The organism is Pseudomonas tremae (genome assembly GCF_001401155.1).
Taxonomy (GTDB): domain Bacteria; phylum Pseudomonadota; class Gammaproteobacteria; order Pseudomonadales; family Pseudomonadaceae; genus Aquipseudomonas; species Aquipseudomonas tremae.
Genome location: NZ_LJRO01000387.1, coordinates 1 through 19,703, shown reverse-complemented (window position 1 = coordinate 19,703; position 19,703 = coordinate 1). Strand labels below are relative to the sequence as shown.

Sequence of the window (19,703 nt, the reverse complement as noted above, 5' to 3'; positions counted from 1 at the left end):
GCTTCACTGAGGTGCCACCATGATTCTCCGGGGCTATTTAGCCCATCCTGATCACCTCCCCCGTCATGGCAGGGCTTTCGAGGGCGGAATCTGGAGCAATCGACACATGCTCTCAGTAGCTACGGATAAGGCCGCCCACAAGAGATTTTACGTGACCGGTCGTTGATCTGTTACATAGTCGGCTTAAAAGGAATATTACTTGGAAGCGGCTCAAGAAGACTAGGCTCCATCCAGTCGCATTCAGGACCTTAAAATAATACGTACATTAACAAACAGGCACAATAAACTAAGCACAAGAAAACCCACGACAATAGAAACACAACCTACATAGACACCACATTCAAACCCGGTGAAAACCGCACACAACGTAATCAGTCAGAATAAAGATACAATAACAATCAATAAACAGGAACAAAAAAGATAAAGCCACCGGCTTACACCCATTAGTACCGCCCACAAATTCAAGCTCTTTTAGCCAGGCTCAAAGCAAGTACTTCTCGACAACATCAAGCACCACTAGAACAGCAAGCAATACGCAGCCTGTAATGAACGGCACCGTAAAAAGATATCTATATCGACCTGGCAGTCTATTCAGCTCCTGAACATCTACCAAACCTCTTTTCGCATGCATTCCTGGCATTATTAACACCATTGAAATTATCCCCCCCCTCATTACCTTGCCAAGCAAACCAGCACTTGACCAGACACGCTTATTATCTTTTATATAAGAACAATTCTCCAGACAACCCTCCACAACGTCAATATACTTGTGAGCAATCAGAATTACGGCAAGCAAAACGAATCCAATAGCTATCAGTATAAATCCAGCAAACAGATCGATTTGGGTACTACTCACTTGTCATCTTCCCGTAAAGAACTTCTCCAAACTTCTCACCCCTTGACTCGCCCAGAGCACCTCCGCCCCACCCACCGACAGCGCCTCCAATTACGCCGCATGCAAGCGTCCCCATGCCGCCAGTAGGAATACCAACTGCGACGCAGGCTGTAGTGAGGAGTGCCCCTCCTACAAACCCGCCAGCACCCGATCCAACGACACTACCCACAAGCGAACCACCCTCAACATACTTCGCTTTTCGACACTCATCCTCACGACCAAGCGAGCACGCTTTATGGATTGCGAGCCCAGTAGAGCCTACTTCAAGCGCAGTCCCAATATAAGCTCCTCTTTTGATCCATTTAGCAGCTTTTGCCACGCCGGATACCTTGTCGGCGTATCCTGAGATTTCTCCGGAATGCATATAACTGTTGGTTGAAAGCCCAAGCATTTTTTTGATTGAACCTTCATTACGAAGGCCGGCTCCATATGAAAGAAAATTACCCAGCTGTTCGTCAAGCTTCATAAACAACCCTGTTCGCTTGGCATAGAACGCGTCTCGTTCGTTCATACTCCCGGAGCCTAAGTGTTCCCGGTAAAGCTTTTCTATATCTTGAAGCGTTTTCTTGATCTCCTCCATATGCTTGGCCCAGCCATCACTTGCAGCGCCTATACCCATCGAGGTGTAGGATATGGCTTGTTTGAGCAGCTCGAAGTTCTCAATAAAAAAGTCATCAGCATCGACACCGTTAACCAGCAATGCCGTATGCACATCGGCAGCCTTTGCCATCAGGAAGGCTTCCTGAGCAGTAGAAGACGGAGTGGAGGCATCGCCGATTATGACCAATTCACCGGGCAGGACAACACCGCCCGAGATGTGGGAGTTAAGTGCGACGAATTTGGCCTTGGTGTTATTTGGCAACGCAAGGTTCGCTTTCAAGGAATCAAAGGTCTGCGCTCTGGCATTAATAAAAGTTCGTACTTCGGCCATGGTCGTGCCTCACGAATATTTTTTATTATTAATCCGATCCCATCCACCGGCTATGTTACCGCCTGCAGTACCATCGACACGTTTCTGCAGCGTGTAGGTGGTTTTGATGCGGCCGTAGTTTAGCTGTACGATTTCCATGGGAATTCCGGAGCTCGCACTCTGGGTGTAATCGGCGATGATCACTTCTTCGAGAACCACTTCGTAGTACTTGAGCTTATCGGTCCCTGCACGGCAGAGCACTAGCTTCACTTCCTTGAGGTGCTGGCCGGCGCAGCTAGCTTCCATCAACTTGCAACTGGCACTGTCGAGGGATTTGGTGAACGTGAAGTTAGTCATGGTCGTGCGACCAGATGAAGCGCCGCCTGAGGAACTGGCGGTTGCGGACGTGCTTTGACTGACGCCAAAGTTATATCCAGTAATCTCAATCCATTTGCTGTACTTCTCGTCCAGAGCTTCGCCGGGAATATCTGCGATCTGAATAAAGGCGTCGAAAGCCATATTTTACCTCTCCTTGGTAGCTCATTTGCTACACGTCAGTCAATTGGTGCAGAACTCCCCTATGACAGCGAATTATGAGATCAGTTCCGGATACCAAGTTAACCGTAGCGTAGTGGCTTGACGTAGCGATCTGCCAAGTTTAATCCAGCCTGATCGGAACTCATTTTGTATCCCCTCACATGCGTGCGCTTACGCGGTGCCCGTCACCAGGAAAGGGCACGGCCAAAGCCGTGCGACTAAAAAGACTACTCCGTAATCAAAATAACCCCCCCAGCACCACAGGCTCCCAATTCATGATAACCAGCTCACCGCTGACATCGGCCTTTACCTTTCTCTGGTTTGCCGTGCTGTAGCGAATGTCGACCGTTTCAAAATGGAAGCCTTCAAACACGCGCCGTATGTCAGGATGGTCATTGATGCTGACCATAACCTTTCCCTTGCAGCGTCGCATGAAGTCGGCCATTCGCTCATAGTTTTCAAACGAAAAATTCACACCATACCCGGCCGTATGCCAGTAAGGCGGGTCCATGTAGTGGAAGGTGTGAGGCCGGTCGTAGCGCTCGGCACATTCGAGCCACGGCAGGTTCTCCACGTATGTACCTGACAAACGCTGCCAAGCTGCAGACAGGTTTTCCTCGATCCGCAGCAGGTTGATGGCCGGGCCGGTCGTGGCAGTGCCAAACGTCTGCCCGCTCACTTTTCCTGCAAAGGCATGGTGCTGCAGGTAGAAGAACCGGGCAGCGCGCTGGATGTCGGTGAGGGTTTCGGGCCGGGTCATCTTCTGCCACTCAAACACCTGGCGCGAGCTGAGTGCCCATTTGAATTGGCGGACGAATTCTTCAAGGTGGTTTTGGACGACGCGATACAGCGTGACCAGATCCCCGTTGATGTCGTTCAAGACCTCGACAGGGGCGGCCTGGGGACGCATGAAGTAGAGGGCCGCACCACCAGCGAACACTTCGACGTAGCATTCGTGGGGTGGGAAGAGCGGGATGAGACGGTCGGCCAGGCGGCGTTTGCCGCCCATCCAAGGGATGATGGGTGTGGACATGGAAAGCAAGACCTTTACTGTATATATGAACAGGTGCTAGGCTCGCTCCGCTTTGTGCACGAAGCGAGAGCCTTGGCTGGACTTGCAGGGGCAATCTGCGGGGACAGTGACCGGGCGTGATGTTGACGCATCACGACTGGTCGCTCTTTTCACTTTGAATAACTTGCACGACCTACGCCCTGAGCGGCGCTGATGAGGTCAGCCTTTGATAAGCTGCAACGCACGGTCATAAAGAGCCTGACGATCAGCCAAGCCATTCGTGCCGCCGTTGATGCGCTTGGTGATGGCGATGTAGTCGCCCTTGTCCGCCAGCGTGTTAAGGTTGGAGCGGTGCCAGAACCACGCAGCTGACATTGCGGCGTGTTGAGGCAACTCCAGCAGCTCTGGATGATTGATCAGATCCAGCCCAAGCGCTTCGCCACACTCCGCGTAGTTCGCTTTGCCGGTGACCTGAATCAGCCCCCTGCCCCGATACAATTGGCCGTCATCATCATCCTCGGGCGTGTTGCCCAAGCGTTCAGCCAGCCGCCCGGTATCGTATTTGTCGAGGTAGTCATCGCTACCCAATTCCCGCATATAGCGCAACTGGCCAGACTCATGGCCGATCTGCGCGATGAATGCGGCAACGCGCAATCTGGTGACGATGGCGTACTTGCTCATTGCAACGTTTAAGACAGGAACAAAAACGCCAGCTCGGGAGCTGGCGTTGGGAAGTATCTGCAGCAACTGCTGCGTGGTAATCGACATGCGTGGTTCTCCTGATAAGTGGGTGCTGATCTGGCCGGTTAAAGCTGTACGACCTTGACCGGTTTCTTCTCTTTCTTTTTCTTGCCCTTCGCTTTGGCCTTGCCGGATTTTCCGCCGTTGCACTCCACCGTGGTGGTCCAGCCGGACTGGGTGAATACCTGTTCAACCGAGTCGACCAGGTACTCACCATCCAGGCCGACCTTGAAGCCCTGGGCGTCGACCATCCGCTCGGCGAACAGATCGGTGCGCCCGGCCATTTCCAGCCGAACGCCAGCGGTGCTGCGATTGAATGCGGCAAGGCGCGCCTTCGCTGCCTGCTCAGCAGCAGATTTGTTCGGGTAGATATGGCGGTCGGTGTGAACGGGCGGCAGGCCGTCAGGCGACTGATCGTTGGTCAGCTCAACCACCTTCAGCTTTCCCGTTTTTTTGTCCTGATGCTTGGTCTGCACGGCTCTTTGCGTGGTCTTGTCACTCAGGCGAAACTGCCAGCGCGCTACGTCATGCCGCTGAATCGTCACAACGCCTAATGCCTTACCACTTGCGCTCTCGCCGCCTTGGCGTGGCAGCACCAACAACTTGCCGTCTGCGACTTTGGCGGTGCAGTCATGCTTCTTGGCCAGCCGGGTAATGAAGTTATAGTCCGACTCGTCAAGCTGATCAGCGCGGGGCACCTTCGTTGCGACGTTACAGACAGGCTTCCAGCTATTACGTGTCGCGACGTCGTTCACGATCTGCTGCAGCGAGACACCTTCCCAGCTACCGGAGCGAGTGGTCCTGCCGCTGCCACGCATATCGCTAGCCTTGCCGCGAATGACCAACGTATCGGGAGGCCCGGACGATTCAATGTCATCCACGGTGTAAAGCCCCAGCCGCGTCAGTGGCTGTCCTTCGTAACCCAGGTAAATCTCGATGTCCGCGCCTCGCGACGGCAGAGCAACGGCTCCGTCCCGATCATCGATACGCAGCTCAAACTCATCAGACTCCATGCCTGGTTTGTCACTTGTCCGGAGCAATAACAAACGGTCATTGATCAAGGACGTGATATCGGTGCGATCCGCAACGACTCGGAATGCAGGCTTCATGGGACCTTCTTAATAGCCATGGCAAGGCATGACGGATTCACTAGGCTCAATTGAGAAGGTGAAATCCTTTTAGGATGGGATTGCTGGGCCTGAGGGCCCACAGCGTCTAATGGCTGACCGTCACTGATTAGGGGAGTGGTAATGCTGTGTTGAGTAGATTGTAGAGGATTCATAGAGCTATGAGCTGTCCCAGATGCATTAATTAGATCCCATATGTGGTCACAAAGGCTCGAGGGTCCCGAACACCGACTTAAAACTGACGAATGCGTTGATCGGGACGCACTTCGCTGAAGTGAACATAAGGCCATCCTGATTTGTCATTGCTTCCGCATAAACGATTTCATGGAGCAATTCGACGCTAGGCCAGTCAGATCAAAGCGCTGCTCACTTATGTGTTCATCCGTCTGCGCTTGAACTGCAAAACAAATGCTCGCGGCTGACTTACCGATCTGTCCCGCTCATTTTCATTCGAAGCTAATTTGAGTTGCCAGCGATGTATTGCAATCAGACGCAGCTGAATGCAAGCTCGCTCGTAACTAATATAAGCTAGAGGGTTCCGTCAGTCGTAGTTAATCTGAGCCGAAAAATTGCAGTGATTGCGAGCACTGCTGTTTTCAATATATTAATTAACCGGCGCGCTAGCGTGTGACAAAAGCGCGCCAGCTACAGATGAACGTGTTCAGGGTACGGTGGCGCACCCCCAATGACCGAGCAGGTATTGGCTTACATTCCACATCCAGCATCGAAAGAAAGCTTATGGGTGAAATGGCAGATTTTTCCAGATACCTGCTTTATCGACCTTACTTCCAGCGCGCCATGAATATGGACCTGCCGGTTTCTTCCGGTGAGCGATGTACCAGTTTAGGAATACTTTCTTCGGTAATGCCTTTGCCAGCAAAGAAATAGAAGCGGTCTGACTTGGCCACTTTGATTTTTTGTTGGACTGCCTCGGCGTCCAGAGGGACCATTTCTGCATATTGCCCGTGCGTGAACACTGCTTTTGACTCCGTCGACTTGACGAACTCTGTACCGCGGCCTTCAATCGCTGATATACAAATGACTTTTAGTGGCGCTCTGTCTTGGTGCCATTTTTCTGAACGCGGATTATCCACACGCCGCAGTTGAAACTCATGGGGTCTTAATTGTTGTTCTCTTCCCGTGAGGGAGGTGGCGATGTCTTTTGCCACCTTCGTCATCGGGCGTTCATGTTCGGTCGTCTGCAGATCAACGATTCTTCCAATTGGCCCGTTTCGCCAAGCAGGGTTGCTAAGACTACTTTGCTGGTGCAGATAGCTTCTCGTAGTTTCCGACATGGGAACAGTGAAGTATCCTTTCTCTTTAAGTCTTTCCGTCTTTTCCTGAAGTTGTCTTTGGTCAAGTTTCAACTCAGCAAAAGGCTGGGTCTGGGTGTGATACGCCGATGTGCTAGCTGCGCCACGGATGCCATAGGTCACGAATCTTTCCTCTGAACGATGGTAATTTTAACCATGGAGTGGTCTTTCGAGACCGTCACTCAGTGACGTCAACTCCTCCATGGTGCCGGCATTCTGTGGCGCCGAGTACGAAAAAAGTTCCAGAACCAAGTCGGTTTTCGTAAGCAGGAGGCAGATCGTTTGCTGCCTTTGTTGCCCAAATTGCTTTGTTCATTACATGGAACTCGACCAATACCGCTACTGAGCAAAGGGCCCTCACTCAAAATCCACCGTCATTGTATTGTGCGGGTGAGGGTTGACAAGCCCGCAGACACAGAGATCAAGGCACTGTGCAGTAACACACTAGACCCGGCTCGTGCCACAGGATTGCGCGACAGGGTTTTCTATTTGATCCGTTTACTTTCACTCGCAGCTAATATTAAATGGAAGCGACAGAATACGGTTTCGTTCGCAATCAATATACCCGCAATTAATCCTGATTGGAAAAGGCACTAATTATTGGTCAAGGCCTTTTCCATAGCAGGTTACTACAACTCGACTTTAGTCAATTACATGCGCTCGACCATACCTCTCGATCCACTCGTGCATATTGGAGTTTACCGTATAATTTTCCTCACGATGCTTAAATTTCATTCTGGTCTTGAAGTCAAGTTCAACTACCCCCTGTCCCGTCCATGAATCTACGATAGCCCCCTTCGGAAATTCATTGCTAGGGTTGATAACTACATAGTTATGGCTTAACTTATGATTACTATAGATGGTAAAGTCTGATATCCCCAACTTATGCCGAAGATGCAAGCCAATCTCCAGCGCCTGCACGTCGCAATTGGAGAATCCGTTTTCGCGGCATTTTCGGATGCAGTCTGTTAGCTGGGTAGGCGACATCTCAATTGCACCAAGCAAATTCCCACTGTTGGTACGATAGATTCGGCCTTGCTGCAAATTTGCAAGGTTCATCAGAGTTTCCGAAAGATACGTTCGCTTCGCGCTGTCTGTATACTGTTGCGCCCTCCTCATTGTCATCAATGCATCTGCATCCGACTTTTCCGGCTTGTTCAGGCGGCCCATTGCCGTCTGATAACCTGTCGTGGACAAAGTTGTTCTATTACTCACTTTTTCCACAAGATCGTTGACTGCGTGCCAAGTTGCTGAAGATGAAGAGCTACCAGAAACTCTATTCATGCTAATTATACTCCGATAAGAGCAATGCTGCTCAGCATTGCAAGAAGATACCATTCGATTTACTTAGAAAGATTGCTGAATGACCACAACCCTCTGTAAAGTTTTTCCCGATTCATAATTTACAAAGCGGTTGGTGGTAATTACCGACTGATCGGTTCCATGCGGATTGCGAGCTTTAAATGCCGATGCGCCGTACTGCTAGCTAGAATCCGCCGCCAAGCGTTGATAAAGGGTGGATGTGGACCGGCTGACTCTAGCCCCAGAGCTGAATAGCTTCTTCGCTTTTGACCTGCAGATTCGGTAGCAGGATCTGCACGCCAGCCCGGTACGGTTGCGGCTCATCTGCCAGGCCCTGATTGGCATCCAGCACCGCTTCGACGCTTCCGTTCAGGTGCCCGTAGTAGTGCTGACAAAGAGTGTCGAGCAGATCCCCGTTAGACGTTCTGCAGATCGTCGCCATAGCTCACGAACTCCAATGAAAAGCCCTGCTTGCGGGGAATGCCCCCGGCCAGCAGGTTGCTCTGTTCTTCATCCACACTGAGCAGACACCAGTTGCCCAGCACCTCGCCGTAACCTGTTGTCAGGCTGAGCGGTTGCAGATTGCGACCCATGCTGCGCAACGTGTTCAGTTGCTTAAGTCCGCCTTTGAAGCCTGGAAAGATGGACCCTTTCAAACTCAGCTTGTCGTCGCCGAACCCAACCGCCTGTTGCGCAATGCTGCGGGTCAAACGCTCTTGCCCGGCCCAACGGAACGCAGTCTGTCTGCGCAGCTCGTCAAAGGCAGCCGTGTCCAGGTTGAAGTAGTAAGGTTGCGCCTCTGGCTTGAGTGGCTGAATAATCAGCAAGTGCGGAAACGGTTTTACTGCTTCCGAGGCTGGCGTGGTCTGCGAGGCAAAACTACCGGTGGGTACGATGTTGCCCAGAGACGGGCTGATCGTCCCGGCAACCCGATTGATTGCAGCACTTGCCTTGGACGCTTGCTCTTTCAGTGCGCCCATCCGCTCTTGCACCTGCGCCGCCGCACTGGTCGCCTGCCCGTACATCGCCACCACCTGGCCAACCTTTGACTGAGCGACATTGATGCCACGCATGGTGCGCTGTAACTTCGCGCCTACGGCAGGACCGATGAAAGGGATGTTCTCCAACTCTGATGCTGCCCCTGTGATGTCGCCGATGGCCCCATTCAAGGGGCCAACCATGTCATCCAGACTTCGACGCCCTACCTCCCCCGCTGTAATCAAGTACTTCAACGACGACTGCAGTTGCTCTGCATAGGCCATAACCTTTCCTTACCCCACATCTGGGGCATCAAACAATTGACGGGCTGCCGCCTGCCGACTGAACTCTTCAAATTGACGCTGAAGAAACGGCGCGATCTCTCGCGCAAGTTGGGCCGGATCCTTCACATCACCCTGTACGTTGACCGGCATGTTTGGCGAGAAGGTGAATTGCTGATCTATCTTCGCGGGCTCGGCCTTGCTTTGCTCGGCGGCCTTGATGACAGCAGGCAACACCTGGGGTGGACCAACCGCCGCCATCGCTTTGACCACATCGCCAGGCGCAGCAAACGGCTTGGTATCGCTTGGCTTTTCAGCAACAGCCTCGGCTTTTTCGTCTGAGCCAAACAGCGCTTTGCCCAGAAAGCCACCGACGTCCTGCCCGCCCATGCCTCCGAGAAATGCGCCCACCAGCCCGCCGATGGCCGTGCCGACAACGGGCACAATGGAGCCAATGGCTGCACCTGCCGCACCACCCGCCAACGCGCCAGCCAATCCCCCGGCAGCGCCGCCGTAGCCTTCGGCTTTCTCGTCCTGGGTTTCGGCATTCTGGTACGTATCCAACGCCAGCATGCCTGCATCGAGAAACTTGGCACCCGGAACCACCTTGGCAAGACCGCCCAACTTCCCGGCAGCCCCGGCCATACGCGCCAGTCGACCAGCGGGCACCGGAGGGGGTGGAGATGGAACAGGTGGCCTTGGCGGCATAGGAGGAGGAGGACCACCACGACGACCACCGGCACCACCCGCTGCGCCTCGCCGTCGACCACGTCGAGACCGACGCTGGTCACCCGGTGCATCTGAACCACCGCCGAAAGCATTGGCATTGACCACAAAGACTTTCTGCGGCTCCGAGCTGCTGCCGCCACCTTTGCCACCATCGCCGTCGCCACTGCCTTCGCCGAACAGATCGAGGATCTTGAGGCCGGTTTCGACAGGATCAAAACCCGTCTTGCCGCCTTCCTCAGACTCATCGTCGTCACCGTCAACCTGTTCCTTGTCACCGTCCTGAGTCTTGCTTTTGTCCTTGCCCTTGGCTTTATCCTTGCCCTTGAAGGCTTTGAGACCAGTCTCCAGCAGCCCTTTGACCGCACCGACTTTGCCCTCGGGCTTGCCATCGCTATCGCCAGAGTTCGTGACGAAGACCTTCTGAACCTTGTTCGGGCTGCCGCCTAACGCACCGCGACCAAGGTTGAGCAACCCCTTGCCGATTTTGAATGCACCGGCAGCCGACTTGAGGGCTACCAACCCGCCACCGAGTAACGCGATGGCCAGAACCACAGGCTTGGCGTTATCAGAAAGCGTGGTGAATTCTTTAGCTGTTGCAGTGATACCTTTGGCGACTGCGTCAGTGACCGGGCGAATGGCGTCGCCGATGCTACGCATCGAGTCGTTGACGGCCTGAAACGTCTCTGCCCAGATCTGCGACGAAGCGCCACGCCGCTCGGCCAGGTTCTTGTCCAGAATCCCTGAAGCGTTCTGAGCGTCCTTTTTCAGTTGCTCATACATGCCACGGTTTTGCGAGTACGCCGTCAGCGCAGCCTTGACCTGCATGTCGGCGAACAGATCGCCAGTGCGCAGCGCCTGCTCCAGCGAATCCAGCATCTCTTTCGCCTTTTTCGGATCAGCTTCCTTACTGATCTTCTCCGTGGCCTCCTTCATTTTTTTGGCTTTGGCCGGATCGGTCTTTTCGATGTAGTGCTGGGCCAGCGCAAAGCTGGACTCCAGGGTCGACATGCCCTTCTGGATGCCTGTGTTGAGAGAACCCTGATAGTCGATACCAACGTCTTTGTATGACTTCACCACGTCGGTGGAGCCGATCTTCTCCATCCAGTTTTTCAGGTTGTTGGCCGCCTCATCCGAGCCGCCGGCTGTTTTCATCTGCACCTGCAGCATTGCGCCGAGCTGGCTCACCGAATCCATGCCGGTCACACCCAGCTTGCCCATGCCCGCAAGCAGTTGCGGAAACCACTTCGCCATGTCGCTGGCTTCAAAACTACCTGCCTGCCCTTGCATGGCGACGGCCTCAAGGGCTTTTTCCATCATCTTCGGGTCGGTGATTTTGGCGTTCTGCTGCAGCGCCTGAATCATGTTGGCCGTATCGGTGCCGCTGGCCCCCTGCCCGACCGCAAACTTCGCCGCCACCGGCGCGTAGGACAGCGCCTTGTCCAGGCTCATGCCTGCTCCGACCAGCTTGTTGACCAGGTCAGCCACGTCATTGCGTGCCATGCCCGTGTCTTGCGAAGTCTTGATCACCGAGGTGGTCAGTTCCGCTTCCTGCGGCTTGTTGGCCACTCCCGCCTTGATTGCGATGTCCCGGATGATCGCCTGATAGTCGGCACTGATCTTGGTCGGTACTGCTAGTGCGCCGACACCCGCGACAGCGGTGCCGATCCCGGACATGAGTCCGGCCTTGCCCTGCTCAATCTGTTGGTGTCCCTTGACCTTGAGGTCCATGCTTCTGGCCACACGGTCAAGGGACTGATATTCCTGCCTGAGCTTGCCGACCTGAACACCCTGTTTACGCAGCGTGTCGAGATTATTCTCAAGCTTGCGCAGCAAACCAGAGGCCGATGCAGCGCCACTGTCGTGCGCTTTCTTCCACTCATCACGCAACCGCATGGTTTCGCCAATGGTGTTTCTCAACACCTTGGCCTGACTACCCTTTTGCTCCAGCTTCTTGATACGGCCTTCGACGGTACTGAAGGCCGAACCCAGGGTGGAACTGACAGAGCCGCCAATCACCAGCCCCAATGCCAGATTGTTCGCCATCACTCACCTCAGATGTTGGGATGGGCTCAGTCCGTGAGCCACCAGATCATGTCCGAGAAAGACATGGACATGATTTCCGCCGACGAGAAGCCCAGCTCTTTTGCAAGTCGCTTTGCCGCCAGCTTCTGAAGTGCAGGATCAAAGCTCGTCGTCTTGCACCAGACGAAAATAGCCCGCCTGCAGGCGGTTGTAGTCTTTGAGCGGTAGCCTTTCCAGATCACTACCGCCCACTTCGGCGAGCGACGCGAAGAGGTTGATCTCGCGCTGTTCGGCATCACCGTTTGAGGCCGCTTGCGCAGCACGCACATCTCGCACGGTCGGAGCACGCAAGGTCAAAGTGTCCACCTGAACGCTGTTGACTTCGGCAGGCTTGGACAGCTTCACCGAAACGCTCTCGGCCGTCAGAGTCATCCAGCTTGGTTGGGTATTTGCTTGAGACACAGGAGTTTCCTTCTATCAGAGGCCGAGGGCCGAACGTTCTGCAGCGAGTTGGTCGACACCGTTGATGACGCGTTTCATGCCCAGCGCATCGATCTCGTAAATCAGACGGCCATCCACTTCCAGCTTGTAGTAGGTGACCGCGACCGAGTGTTTGATCTCGGACTTGTCACCCGGCTTCCAGTCACCCATGTCGACCTCTTTGAGGCGACCGCGAAGGGTGACCACGACTGGGGTTATCTTGCCTTTCAGGCCCTTGAACGCGCCTCGGAAAACGCTGTTGAAGGCAGTGCCATCTGCCAGGCCGAAAAACTTCAACGACTCACGGCGCACGCCCGTTGTTGTGAAGTTGGCTTCCTGCTTCTCCATGCCCATATCCAGCTCAACTGGAGCATCCATGCCTCCAGCCCGGTGCTCTTCCGTCTTGATCGTCAACTTGGGCAGCGTCAGGCTTGGAACATCGCCTTGGAAGCTGACACCGTCGACGAACAGGTTCAGGTTGCTAAGTGTTTCGGGAATCATCGCCATCGTTGCAGTTCCTTAAGCGGCAGAGTCGAGCACTTCGGTCAGCCATTGATTCGTGACTTCGACGCGGAAGTTGGGGTTTTCGGCAGGTGGAACGTCGGTGAATCGGATGTTCCAGAACACCTTGCCCTGCTCCAGCTGGCTGGCCGTGTTCAGTTCGGTGTCCGCGAACACTTCAAAGTTGATGATCGCGCCCTGATTTTTCAGGTCACGCATGAACGCTTGCAGGCCCTCGGTCACGTCCTTGATGTAGGTCGCGGTGATCGAACGGTCGACCGCCCACTTGTGCCCGTAGAGGATCGCGTCCATGACGATGTCCATGGTGCGCACGCGAGTGACGAAAGCCCATTTGGGGTCGCTGCTGAGTGTGCGGTTGCCCCACAGGCGGTAACCGTCGTCGCGGATGATCGTCGCGATATTGGCGTTGTTGAGCAGGTTGGCCCGGCAGGTTTCGTCGCCGTCCAGAAACTCGATGGGCCGGGTGGTGCCGGTGATCCCGGCGAACTCTTTGTTGGAAGGCGAGGCCCAGAAGCCATACTCCGCGTCGGTCCAGGCGAACAGGCCCGCCACCCAGGCAGAGCCCGGCGCATCTATAGTCTTGCTGGCCGCTGTGTCCCAGTACTGGACACCGGGGTCGACCATGAAAGAGCGCTTGCCGCCGAAGTTCTTGGCATACGCCATGACCGCTTCGTCTGTAGTGTTGGGGCCATCGAAGATCGGCAGCGCCCGCAGTTTGTCTGCCAGTGCCGCCATGGCGGTGCCGACCGCCAGAATCGAGCTGTGCTTGGGCGCGATCAGCAGTCGCGGCTGAGCGTTGAAGCGGCTCTTGCCGTCGAGCAGTGCCTGGAGCCCGGTACGTGTGCCATCAGCTTTGACACCGCCAATGATGGCGGAAGTTTGCAGGGCAGCATCGTCCAGTTTGGCAACGCCACAAGCAACGATCACCGCCTTGGCCCGCACGTACACCGCCTGACAGGCTTTGGTGATCGCCGAGTCAGGACCAAACGCTGCAATGGCTTCGCGCTCGGACGTGATCAGCACCAGGTCATTGGCCTTGGCGCTGTAAGCCGGGGCCTCGGTGAACGTATCGACCAGACCGATGATTGAGGACGTGGGCAGCGAAATGGTGCGTGCGCCTGTGTCGACGTTTGTCATGGTCACGCCGTGGAAGAAACTCATAAGACGATCTCCAGAAACGAAAAAACCCCGATCAGCGGGGTTGATGGTGGAATGCAAATAGCGGGTAAGAAAACGCCCCGTCAGTGCGGGGCGTTAGGTGCTTTGCTGATCGTCGTCGCTGACGTTCTGCGCAGGAGCTTCCGGCTTGGGCGGCTCGTAAACGAATGGAATGGCAGGCGGCACCGGCCATTCAAAGTCCAGCGGATAGCCGGGCTTCGTGTCGAGCTGCGCGAGTTCGACGCGGTATAACCGCTGCGCCTTAATCTCGGCGCTGATAGCAGGCAGCGCCGTTTGCTGTTCGGGCGTCGCGACGCCCAGATCAACGGCGTCTTGCAACGTTTCCAGCTCGACGACCAACTCGTTGATTCGCGCCGTAGCTGCAGCAGAAAGTCCGCCACGCTCGCACATGACCTGTACCTGCACCGTCTGGAGCGTCGGCTCTTGGACCTCACCAAACTCACCGGCCAGCGCACGTTTAAACAGCTCTACACCATGGGGCTCGGTATCGTGAGGAGAAGCCGCGAACGGCGTCTCTCCATAGATCTCGAACACTTCTTTGAACGCCACCATCAGAACGATGGACGAATGAGCCTGATCGGACCAGCGAGGATCGCGGGCGCTTAATACTGTTCTCATAGTTAACCTAATTGATTCGTTGAAAGAGCGTGCGCTCAGTACCGTTAAACGCGCCATGAGCACGCCAGGTCCCTATGCCAATGGTTCCCGAGTTACTACTTGCGCCGTCGCCTGCAGCTGTAGAGCTGTAAAGAAGGTTGTTGCCGGGAATCGATGTACCTTGGTTTATAGAATTTCCGTATGTATTGATTACTCGTGCGAATGCATACTGACCAATGCCAGTCAGTCCAAGTCCTGCAACTTTCGTCGCCAGGTTAATATCGCTTATTAGATCGCCGTAATCAGCGCCATCTACTGAGAAACGGACACTGCCAGCATTGTTGTAACCTAGCCTCAGTTTGAAATTACCCATATTTGCGCCGCCACCCTGCTCTACAGGGGAGAAGCCTAGACGGGTCTGCAGGTAAAATATTCCGCCGTCGGACGACCGCCGCATGTAGGGAAAAGCAACATCACCGCTGGCAAACCCTACGTGGGTGATTGAATCAGCAATTGCGCGAGACGAGTCGCGTGCATCGACCTCAGCCTTGGTATACGCATTGTTAATCCCGTAGGCAGCAAGCGTGGAGCCTACGTTCGCTTTACTACTGGGGTCAAAATTGCCCGAATACCAGAGATTGCCAAAGTCTGTTTCGTCAACTGTAATTTTAACGCCAACAGCGGAATGACCTATTTTTATCAGGTTGCTTTGCTGCCCGACTCCCGTGCCCGCTTGAACAGGAACATAACCCAGCCTTGTTTGCAGGTGGTAAACGCCGCCATCAGTGGATCGACGCATATAGGGATATTTGACATCATTGCCCGCAAACCCGACAACCGTAATGCTGTCCCCAGTCGCCTTGCCCGACAGTCTTAGATCGGTTTCCTCTTTGGTGTAGCGCTGCGCGTCCCGAGTATCAACCTCAGCTCTTGTATACGTATCAGCCTTCGAATAAACCTCCGTCTTCAAGGCACGCTCAGAGACACGCCGATCAACTTCTGCCGACGTATAAGCGTCATTAATACCGTAGCCTGAGAGGGTTTCAGCACGATCCGCTTTTTTGTCGGGGTTAAAGTTACTTGAATACCAGAGTTTTCCAAGATCTGTCTTATCAACAGTCGCTTTCAGGTCAGTCCCGCTCCATCCGATCTTCACCGCGTTGTCCAATTGGCCCGCACCGGTGCCTTGTTGCACAGCGGTAAACCCCAGCTTGGGTTGTAACGCCGCAACCCGCGTATCGATCTCGGTCTTGCTGTAGGCATCGGCAATGCCGTACCCGCCCAGTGTGGTCGGGTTGAAACCGGCCATCACCACGCCGCGTCGGTCTACCGTAACCCGGCTGTAAGTACCGGGCAAAACGCCAGTTGGACCTGCCACTTGCTCGAACACCAGCGCAGTCGTACCCAGGGTAATTGGCGCGTTTGTCGTCAACTGCCAGAGCGTGTCGAACAACGTGTCACCCTGCTCGACGCTGACCATCAGGTTGGGCGTCACCTCGGCACTTGCATCCGCGTCAACAACGCGCAACCAGGCATTACCAGCGACGACTGAGTACAAGCCATTGTCTTTGCCGCTGGCCTGATTTTTCACCAGTACCCGGTCACCTGCGACAAGCGCAATGCCATCGACCGTCTGAATGCCAGCAAGGACAATCGGGCCGGTGGTGGCAGCACGAACAGATTGTTTATTGTCGAGCTTGGAAAGCTCTTCCTGAATCCGCAGATCCACAAACGAACGCGTTGCCAGCACAACGGTTGGGTCAATGCGCAGCTCGACGTTGCTGGTATTGCTGACCAGCAGGTTGATGCGCACGATCTGCGTGCGACCAGAACCTTGAGCCAGCAATGGCTTGAAGGACGGCGCGCAGTTCGCAACCGCCACCAGATCCCCGTCCGTATCGTACAAGCCAATTTCACGAATCCAGAAACCACCGACCTCTGCGGGGATAACCTGCTCGGCGATGATGATCGCGTTGTTGGCTGGATCAACCTTGAGCTGATTGAGCGGGGCACGACGACGCTCATTGATCAGTTTTTTCTGTGAAGCATCGGGCACCGGATCGGTGCCATTGGCATCACCCACACCCATTTGAGCTATTTTCCAAGGCACGCCGAGGGCATCGGCATTGGCCTGCTTGGCCGCACCGACATTGGTCAGGGTGGCAAAGAATTGCGAAGTCTGATCGATCATGTGAAGACATCCAGAGTATCGATAGTGGTTTCACGCCCACCCAGCCCCATATGCCCCGTGACTTCTATGTCACGCGGTACAGGTGGGTAAACATCAATTTCGTCGCCTTCAGAGACCGAAGCGCCGAGGTAGAAACGGCCGGTCGTTTCAAGGCTGATGGCCAGTTCCAGCATGTGACGGCTGACAGGCTTGGCGTCATCGATCAGGGCCGTCAGTTCCTGATACATCTCCTCGGTGATGCCGGTGTCAAGCACACCCACCTTGAGGGCAAAAGTACCGGGGATTCCCTCAGGTACGGTCTGCCACCACTCCAGGACATCAATGAGATAGCCAAGCGGTTCAACCACTCGGCGTATCGCACCAATCGTCCCCTTGCGTTCATGGATGAAGAACGACGCGGCAATGGCTGCACGCTTTACCGGCTCAGACCATGCTTCATCCCAGCGGTCCACCGACCAGGCCCACGCCAGGTGATAGAGCAAGTGCGCGGGACAGGTCTGAGGGTTGTACAGCGAGCGCAAGGGAATCTTCGTGACTTCATCCGTGGCAACCTCAATGGCGCGCTCAAGCGGGGAACTGTTGAGGGGGAGCAAGCTGGTCATCTCAACTACCCCGCGTCACGGTGAATGCTTCACACCAGGCTGCCTGCGCCTTGGTCGGACGGATGTCCGTCCAGTCCTGAAGATCAACCCGACTGACGCCGCTGATGTGCAGCTGCGCGTCAATGCCGGATCGAGCCACCTCAAGGCCCAAGCGTCTCCTGGGATTGATCCAGGCTCCCAGCCGGCTCTTGCATTCAGCCAGAGTCGCCTCAGTTTCAGGTCCGCTCCCGACCATGTGGACGACAGCATTGATGCGGTAAGGCAGAATCTCAGCGCTCTGAACCGTCAGGCGATCCCCTAAGGGACGCACATCCTCGTCACTGAGGTTGAGCCGAACCGTCTCCAGCAGATCCGCACCGGCCGCACCGCTGCCTTCCAGCGCAAGCACTGTGACCATGACTACTGCCGGTGATGGGCTTTCCGCAGTGGCGTCGGCCACCAAACCTGAGGCGTTGCGTGCGTGAAGGATATAGCTGTTTCGTGGCCCCGCCGTGGTCAGTCCCTCGTAGGCAAGCTGGACACGTTCCCGAAGCGCATCGTCTTCTTCCATGACAGCTGCAGTGGGGGGCACTGCAACGGGATCTGCTGCCTGGATCTGCAGACGTTTGAGATTGACGTTGGCTGCCAACTGATCAAGATCGGCTTTTTGGGCATATGCCAGCATCAACGACTTAGCCGCATCGTTGACACGCGCCCGGTTCTGAAGCCGCCTGTAAGCCCCCAGTTCGAGCAACTTGGTGACCGGGTCGCTTTCCAGCAAGGCGCTCCAGTTGTCACCCATGTATTCGCGAAAGGCGGCTAGCTCGCCCTGATACTCTTCTTCAAAGTCCAGGTCCTCAAGGACTTGCGGCGCGGGCAGCGCCGACAGTTCAATCAAGCTCATGCCGTCACCTCCAACACCGCATTGTCACCCAGATACGTCCCCTGCACTTCCAAGGTGACTTGGCCGTTCAGGACCGCAATCACCCTGACGCGCTCAAGTCTTAGGCGAGGCTCCCAACGGCCAAGCGATCTGGCCACCTCGGCCTGCACCGCGCTTTTCCAGCCCTCGTTCACAGGCAGATCGACAAAGCGTCGGATCTTGCTGCCGTAGTCCGGGCGCATTCGGCGGCTGCCGACGGGAGTGCCCAGAATGTCTTCGATGGACTGCCGCAGGTGCGTCAGGCCGGAGACAGGCTGACCGGTACGGCGATCCATTCCGATCATGAATTACTCCAGCGGCTCAAGGTCCGGGTGTGCACGCAAATACTCCAGCGCGACGGTGTCATCGGCCTGCGCCGTGACGATCCCTTTGGCGACGGCGAGCGTGCGTTCATCCGGCAGAATCAGCGTGCGCGAGGTGAACAGCGTGTCTCGATACATCCGCATTGCTACGGCGGGCGCGAGAGGAGACACGGCGTCCGCTACTGATATCGCCGTGGGGGTGACCTGGCCTGTTGGGGCTGCCGGTTGGTCACCAGAAGTCTTATCGATTTTTACGGTCGCCATGGGTTATCTCCAGACATTAAAAAGCCCGCAGTGCGGGCCGGGTCAGTGCTTGTGGTTCGGGGTGTTGCCACCGGTGTCGATGATCTGGCCACCGCCGCGAATATCACCGGCGACGGCGAGCGTTCCGCTGATCGTGACGTTGCCATCCAGCGTGATCGTGGCTGCCTTGGCGGTGATCGTTCCGGAGGTCGCGCTGATAGCGTCGTCAGTCACAACGGCCGAGCTGGCTCCGACGGTGACATTCACCGTCCCCGTGGGCAGATCAATCGTGTAAGTGTTGGCTTGCCAGTCGTAGATCAGGGAACCGCCGTCGTCGAAGCGCCAGACTTCCACGTGGTCGCGGTTATCAGGCTGGGCACCCGCATTGCCATACAGCCCCGGAATGAACGTGCCCTGCGACACGTCACCGCTGGCACTGAACAAGGTGCCCTGCTCACCAAGGGTCGGTGCCCGCCAGTGTCGCGCCTTGCCCGCCGCTACGCTGTGCCAGCGCACCCAGGCGCTAACCCAGTCACCATCTGAAACGCGGCATACCGGAGGTGATGCGGTGAGGTCCAGCGCAACGACGCAGCAGTCCTTCACCACACCGGCCAGCATGCGGTCATGTTCAGCCAACGCGAAACTCATCACATATCCTCAGGCGATTGGTACTGGTTTTCGTTGTCACGTCCGGTGTCGGGACTGAACGCGAACACCAGCGTGCCGGGTGGCTCATTTGGCCACGGCCATTCCTCCTCGCCGAGGTAGATCCCTTGAGTCCACTCGACGACCCAGACCGCGTAGCCGTCCAGCTCGGG

Annotated in this window: 21 protein-coding genes; all 21 read right to left on the bottom strand. The window is 55.5% G+C overall.

The window, feature by feature from the left end:
* Positions 1 to 481: 481 nt before the first annotated feature.
* Positions 482 to 856 (bottom strand): hypothetical protein, encoded by a 375-nt coding sequence (locus ALO43_RS22375; protein WP_054998083.1) that lies wholly within the window; start codon positions 854 to 856, stop codon positions 482 to 484.
* Entirely contained in the window at positions 849 to 1,826 is a 978-nt protein-coding gene (locus tag ALO43_RS22370) for a hypothetical protein (protein ID WP_054998082.1), read from the bottom strand. The genes ALO43_RS22375 and ALO43_RS22370 overlap by 8 nt, the downstream gene beginning before the upstream one ends.
* Positions 1,827 to 1,835: 9 nt before the next feature.
* A complete protein-coding gene (locus ALO43_RS22365; RefSeq protein ID WP_054998081.1) occupies positions 1,836 to 2,324 on the bottom strand; it encodes an Hcp family type VI secretion system effector in 489 nt (162 codons plus the stop codon).
* A 256-nt stretch (positions 2,325 to 2,580) separates the two neighbouring features.
* Complete coding sequence (locus ALO43_RS22360; protein WP_054998080.1) at positions 2,581 to 3,375, bottom strand: DNA adenine methylase; 795 nt, start codon at positions 3,373 to 3,375, stop codon at positions 2,581 to 2,583.
* A gap of 198 nt (positions 3,376 to 3,573) precedes the next feature.
* A complete protein-coding gene (locus ALO43_RS22355; RefSeq protein WP_054998079.1) occupies positions 3,574 to 4,122 on the bottom strand; it encodes a glycoside hydrolase family 19 protein in 549 nt (182 codons plus the stop codon).
* A 38-nt stretch (positions 4,123 to 4,160) separates the two neighbouring features.
* Positions 4,161 to 5,204 carry a phage late control D family protein gene (locus ALO43_RS22350; protein ID WP_054998078.1) on the bottom strand — a complete coding sequence of 348 codons (1,044 nt, stop codon included), beginning with the start codon at positions 5,202 to 5,204 and terminating at the stop codon, positions 4,161 to 4,163.
* An 800-nt stretch (positions 5,205 to 6,004) separates the two neighbouring features.
* On the bottom strand, positions 6,005 to 6,658 hold the full coding sequence (locus ALO43_RS22345) for a DUF1826 domain-containing protein (RefSeq protein ID WP_054998077.1): 654 nt from the start codon (positions 6,656 to 6,658) through the stop codon (positions 6,005 to 6,007).
* 519 nt (positions 6,659 to 7,177) lie between these two features.
* Positions 7,178 to 7,819: a hypothetical protein gene (locus ALO43_RS22340; protein WP_054998076.1), complete on the bottom strand. Its 642-nt coding sequence runs from the start codon at positions 7,817 to 7,819 to the stop codon at positions 7,178 to 7,180.
* Positions 7,820 to 8,072: 253 nt separating this feature from the next.
* A complete protein-coding gene (locus ALO43_RS22335) occupies positions 8,073 to 8,279 on the bottom strand; it encodes a tail protein X (protein ID WP_054998075.1) in 207 nt (68 codons plus the stop codon).
* Positions 8,254 to 9,099, bottom strand: coding sequence for a phage tail protein (locus ALO43_RS22330; RefSeq protein WP_054998074.1), 846 nt, complete (start codon positions 9,097 to 9,099; stop codon positions 8,254 to 8,256). The genes ALO43_RS22335 and ALO43_RS22330 overlap by 26 nt, the downstream gene beginning before the upstream one ends.
* Before the next feature lie 9 nt (positions 9,100 to 9,108).
* On the bottom strand, positions 9,109 to 11,868 hold the full coding sequence (locus ALO43_RS22325; protein ID WP_054998073.1) for a phage tail tape measure protein: 2,760 nt from the start codon (positions 11,866 to 11,868) through the stop codon (positions 9,109 to 9,111).
* A 138-nt stretch (positions 11,869 to 12,006) separates the two neighbouring features.
* Positions 12,007 to 12,309: a phage tail assembly protein gene (locus ALO43_RS22320; RefSeq protein WP_024690546.1), complete on the bottom strand. Its 303-nt coding sequence runs from the start codon at positions 12,307 to 12,309 to the stop codon at positions 12,007 to 12,009.
* A 15-nt stretch (positions 12,310 to 12,324) separates the two neighbouring features.
* The gene (locus ALO43_RS22315; RefSeq protein WP_024670873.1) at positions 12,325 to 12,834 is read right to left on the bottom strand and encodes a phage major tail tube protein; all 510 of its coding nucleotides are present in this window, start codon (positions 12,832 to 12,834) and stop codon (positions 12,325 to 12,327) included.
* A 12-nt stretch (positions 12,835 to 12,846) separates the two neighbouring features.
* Positions 12,847 to 14,010, bottom strand: coding sequence for a phage tail sheath C-terminal domain-containing protein (locus ALO43_RS22310; RefSeq protein ID WP_054998072.1), 1,164 nt, complete (start codon positions 14,008 to 14,010; stop codon positions 12,847 to 12,849).
* A 93-nt stretch (positions 14,011 to 14,103) separates the two neighbouring features.
* Positions 14,104 to 14,646: a tail fiber assembly protein gene (locus ALO43_RS22305; RefSeq protein WP_054998071.1), complete on the bottom strand. Its 543-nt coding sequence runs from the start codon at positions 14,644 to 14,646 to the stop codon at positions 14,104 to 14,106.
* A 7-nt stretch (positions 14,647 to 14,653) separates the two neighbouring features.
* Positions 14,654 to 16,816, bottom strand: a complete 2,163-nt coding sequence (locus ALO43_RS22300) for a phage tail protein (RefSeq protein WP_054998070.1) — start codon at positions 16,814 to 16,816, stop codon at positions 14,654 to 14,656.
* The gene (locus tag ALO43_RS22295) at positions 16,813 to 17,418 is read right to left on the bottom strand and encodes a phage tail protein I (protein ID WP_054998069.1); all 606 of its coding nucleotides are present in this window, start codon (positions 17,416 to 17,418) and stop codon (positions 16,813 to 16,815) included. Before ALO43_RS22295 ends, ALO43_RS22300 begins: the two co-directional genes overlap by 4 nt.
* 1 nt (position 17,419) lies before the next feature.
* Positions 17,420 to 18,301: a baseplate assembly protein gene (locus ALO43_RS22290; protein ID WP_054998068.1), complete on the bottom strand. Its 882-nt coding sequence runs from the start codon at positions 18,299 to 18,301 to the stop codon at positions 17,420 to 17,422.
* Positions 18,298 to 18,624, bottom strand: coding sequence for a GPW/gp25 family protein (locus tag ALO43_RS22285; RefSeq protein ID WP_054998067.1), 327 nt, complete (start codon positions 18,622 to 18,624; stop codon positions 18,298 to 18,300). Before ALO43_RS22285 ends, ALO43_RS22290 begins: the two co-directional genes overlap by 4 nt.
* 3 nt (positions 18,625 to 18,627) lie before the next feature.
* Positions 18,628 to 18,906, bottom strand: coding sequence for a hypothetical protein (locus ALO43_RS22280; RefSeq protein ID WP_054998066.1), 279 nt, complete (start codon positions 18,904 to 18,906; stop codon positions 18,628 to 18,630).
* A 42-nt stretch (positions 18,907 to 18,948) separates the two neighbouring features.
* Positions 18,949 to 19,533: a phage baseplate assembly protein V gene (locus ALO43_RS22275; protein ID WP_054998065.1), complete on the bottom strand. Its 585-nt coding sequence runs from the start codon at positions 19,531 to 19,533 to the stop codon at positions 18,949 to 18,951.
* Positions 19,534 to 19,703 lie beyond the last annotated feature (170 nt).

Coding starts and splice junctions, on each gene's coding strand:
- ALO43_RS22370 (WP_054998082.1), bottom strand. CDS start 1,826: ATGGCCGAAGTACGAACTTTTATTAATGCCAGAGCGCAGACCTTTGAT.
- ALO43_RS22365 (WP_054998081.1), bottom strand. CDS start 2,324: ATGGCTTTCGACGCCTTTATTCAGATCGCAGATATTCCCGGCGAAGCT.
- ALO43_RS22360 (WP_054998080.1), bottom strand. CDS start 3,375: ATGTCCACACCCATCATCCCTTGGATGGGCGGCAAACGCCGCCTGGCC.
- ALO43_RS22355 (WP_054998079.1), bottom strand. CDS start 4,122: ATGTCGATTACCACGCAGCAGTTGCTGCAGATACTTCCCAACGCCAGC.
- ALO43_RS22350 (WP_054998078.1), bottom strand. CDS start 5,204: ATGAAGCCTGCATTCCGAGTCGTTGCGGATCGCACCGATATCACGTCC.
- ALO43_RS22340 (WP_054998076.1), bottom strand. CDS start 7,819: ATGAATAGAGTTTCTGGTAGCTCTTCATCTTCAGCAACTTGGCACGCA.
- ALO43_RS22335 (WP_054998075.1), bottom strand. CDS start 8,279: ATGGCGACGATCTGCAGAACGTCTAACGGGGATCTGCTCGACACTCTT.
- ALO43_RS22330 (WP_054998074.1), bottom strand. CDS start 9,099: ATGGCCTATGCAGAGCAACTGCAGTCGTCGTTGAAGTACTTGATTACA.
- ALO43_RS22325 (WP_054998073.1), bottom strand. CDS start 11,868: ATGGCGAACAATCTGGCATTGGGGCTGGTGATTGGCGGCTCTGTCAGT.
- ALO43_RS22315 (WP_024670873.1), bottom strand. CDS start 12,834: ATGGCGATGATTCCCGAAACACTTAGCAACCTGAACCTGTTCGTCGAC.
- ALO43_RS22310 (WP_054998072.1), bottom strand. CDS start 14,010: ATGAGTTTCTTCCACGGCGTGACCATGACAAACGTCGACACAGGCGCA.
- ALO43_RS22305 (WP_054998071.1), bottom strand. CDS start 14,646: ATGAGAACAGTATTAAGCGCCCGCGATCCTCGCTGGTCCGATCAGGCT.
- ALO43_RS22300 (WP_054998070.1), bottom strand. CDS start 16,816: ATGATCGATCAGACTTCGCAATTCTTTGCCACCCTGACCAATGTCGGT.
- ALO43_RS22295 (WP_054998069.1), bottom strand. CDS start 17,418: ATGACCAGCTTGCTCCCCCTCAACAGTTCCCCGCTTGAGCGCGCCATT.
- ALO43_RS22290 (WP_054998068.1), bottom strand. CDS start 18,301: ATGAGCTTGATTGAACTGTCGGCGCTGCCCGCGCCGCAAGTCCTTGAG.
- ALO43_RS22285 (WP_054998067.1), bottom strand. CDS start 18,624: ATGATCGGAATGGATCGCCGTACCGGTCAGCCTGTCTCCGGCCTGACG.
- ALO43_RS22280 (WP_054998066.1), bottom strand. CDS start 18,906: ATGGCGACCGTAAAAATCGATAAGACTTCTGGTGACCAACCGGCAGCC.
- ALO43_RS22275 (WP_054998065.1), bottom strand. CDS start 19,533: ATGAGTTTCGCGTTGGCTGAACATGACCGCATGCTGGCCGGTGTGGTG.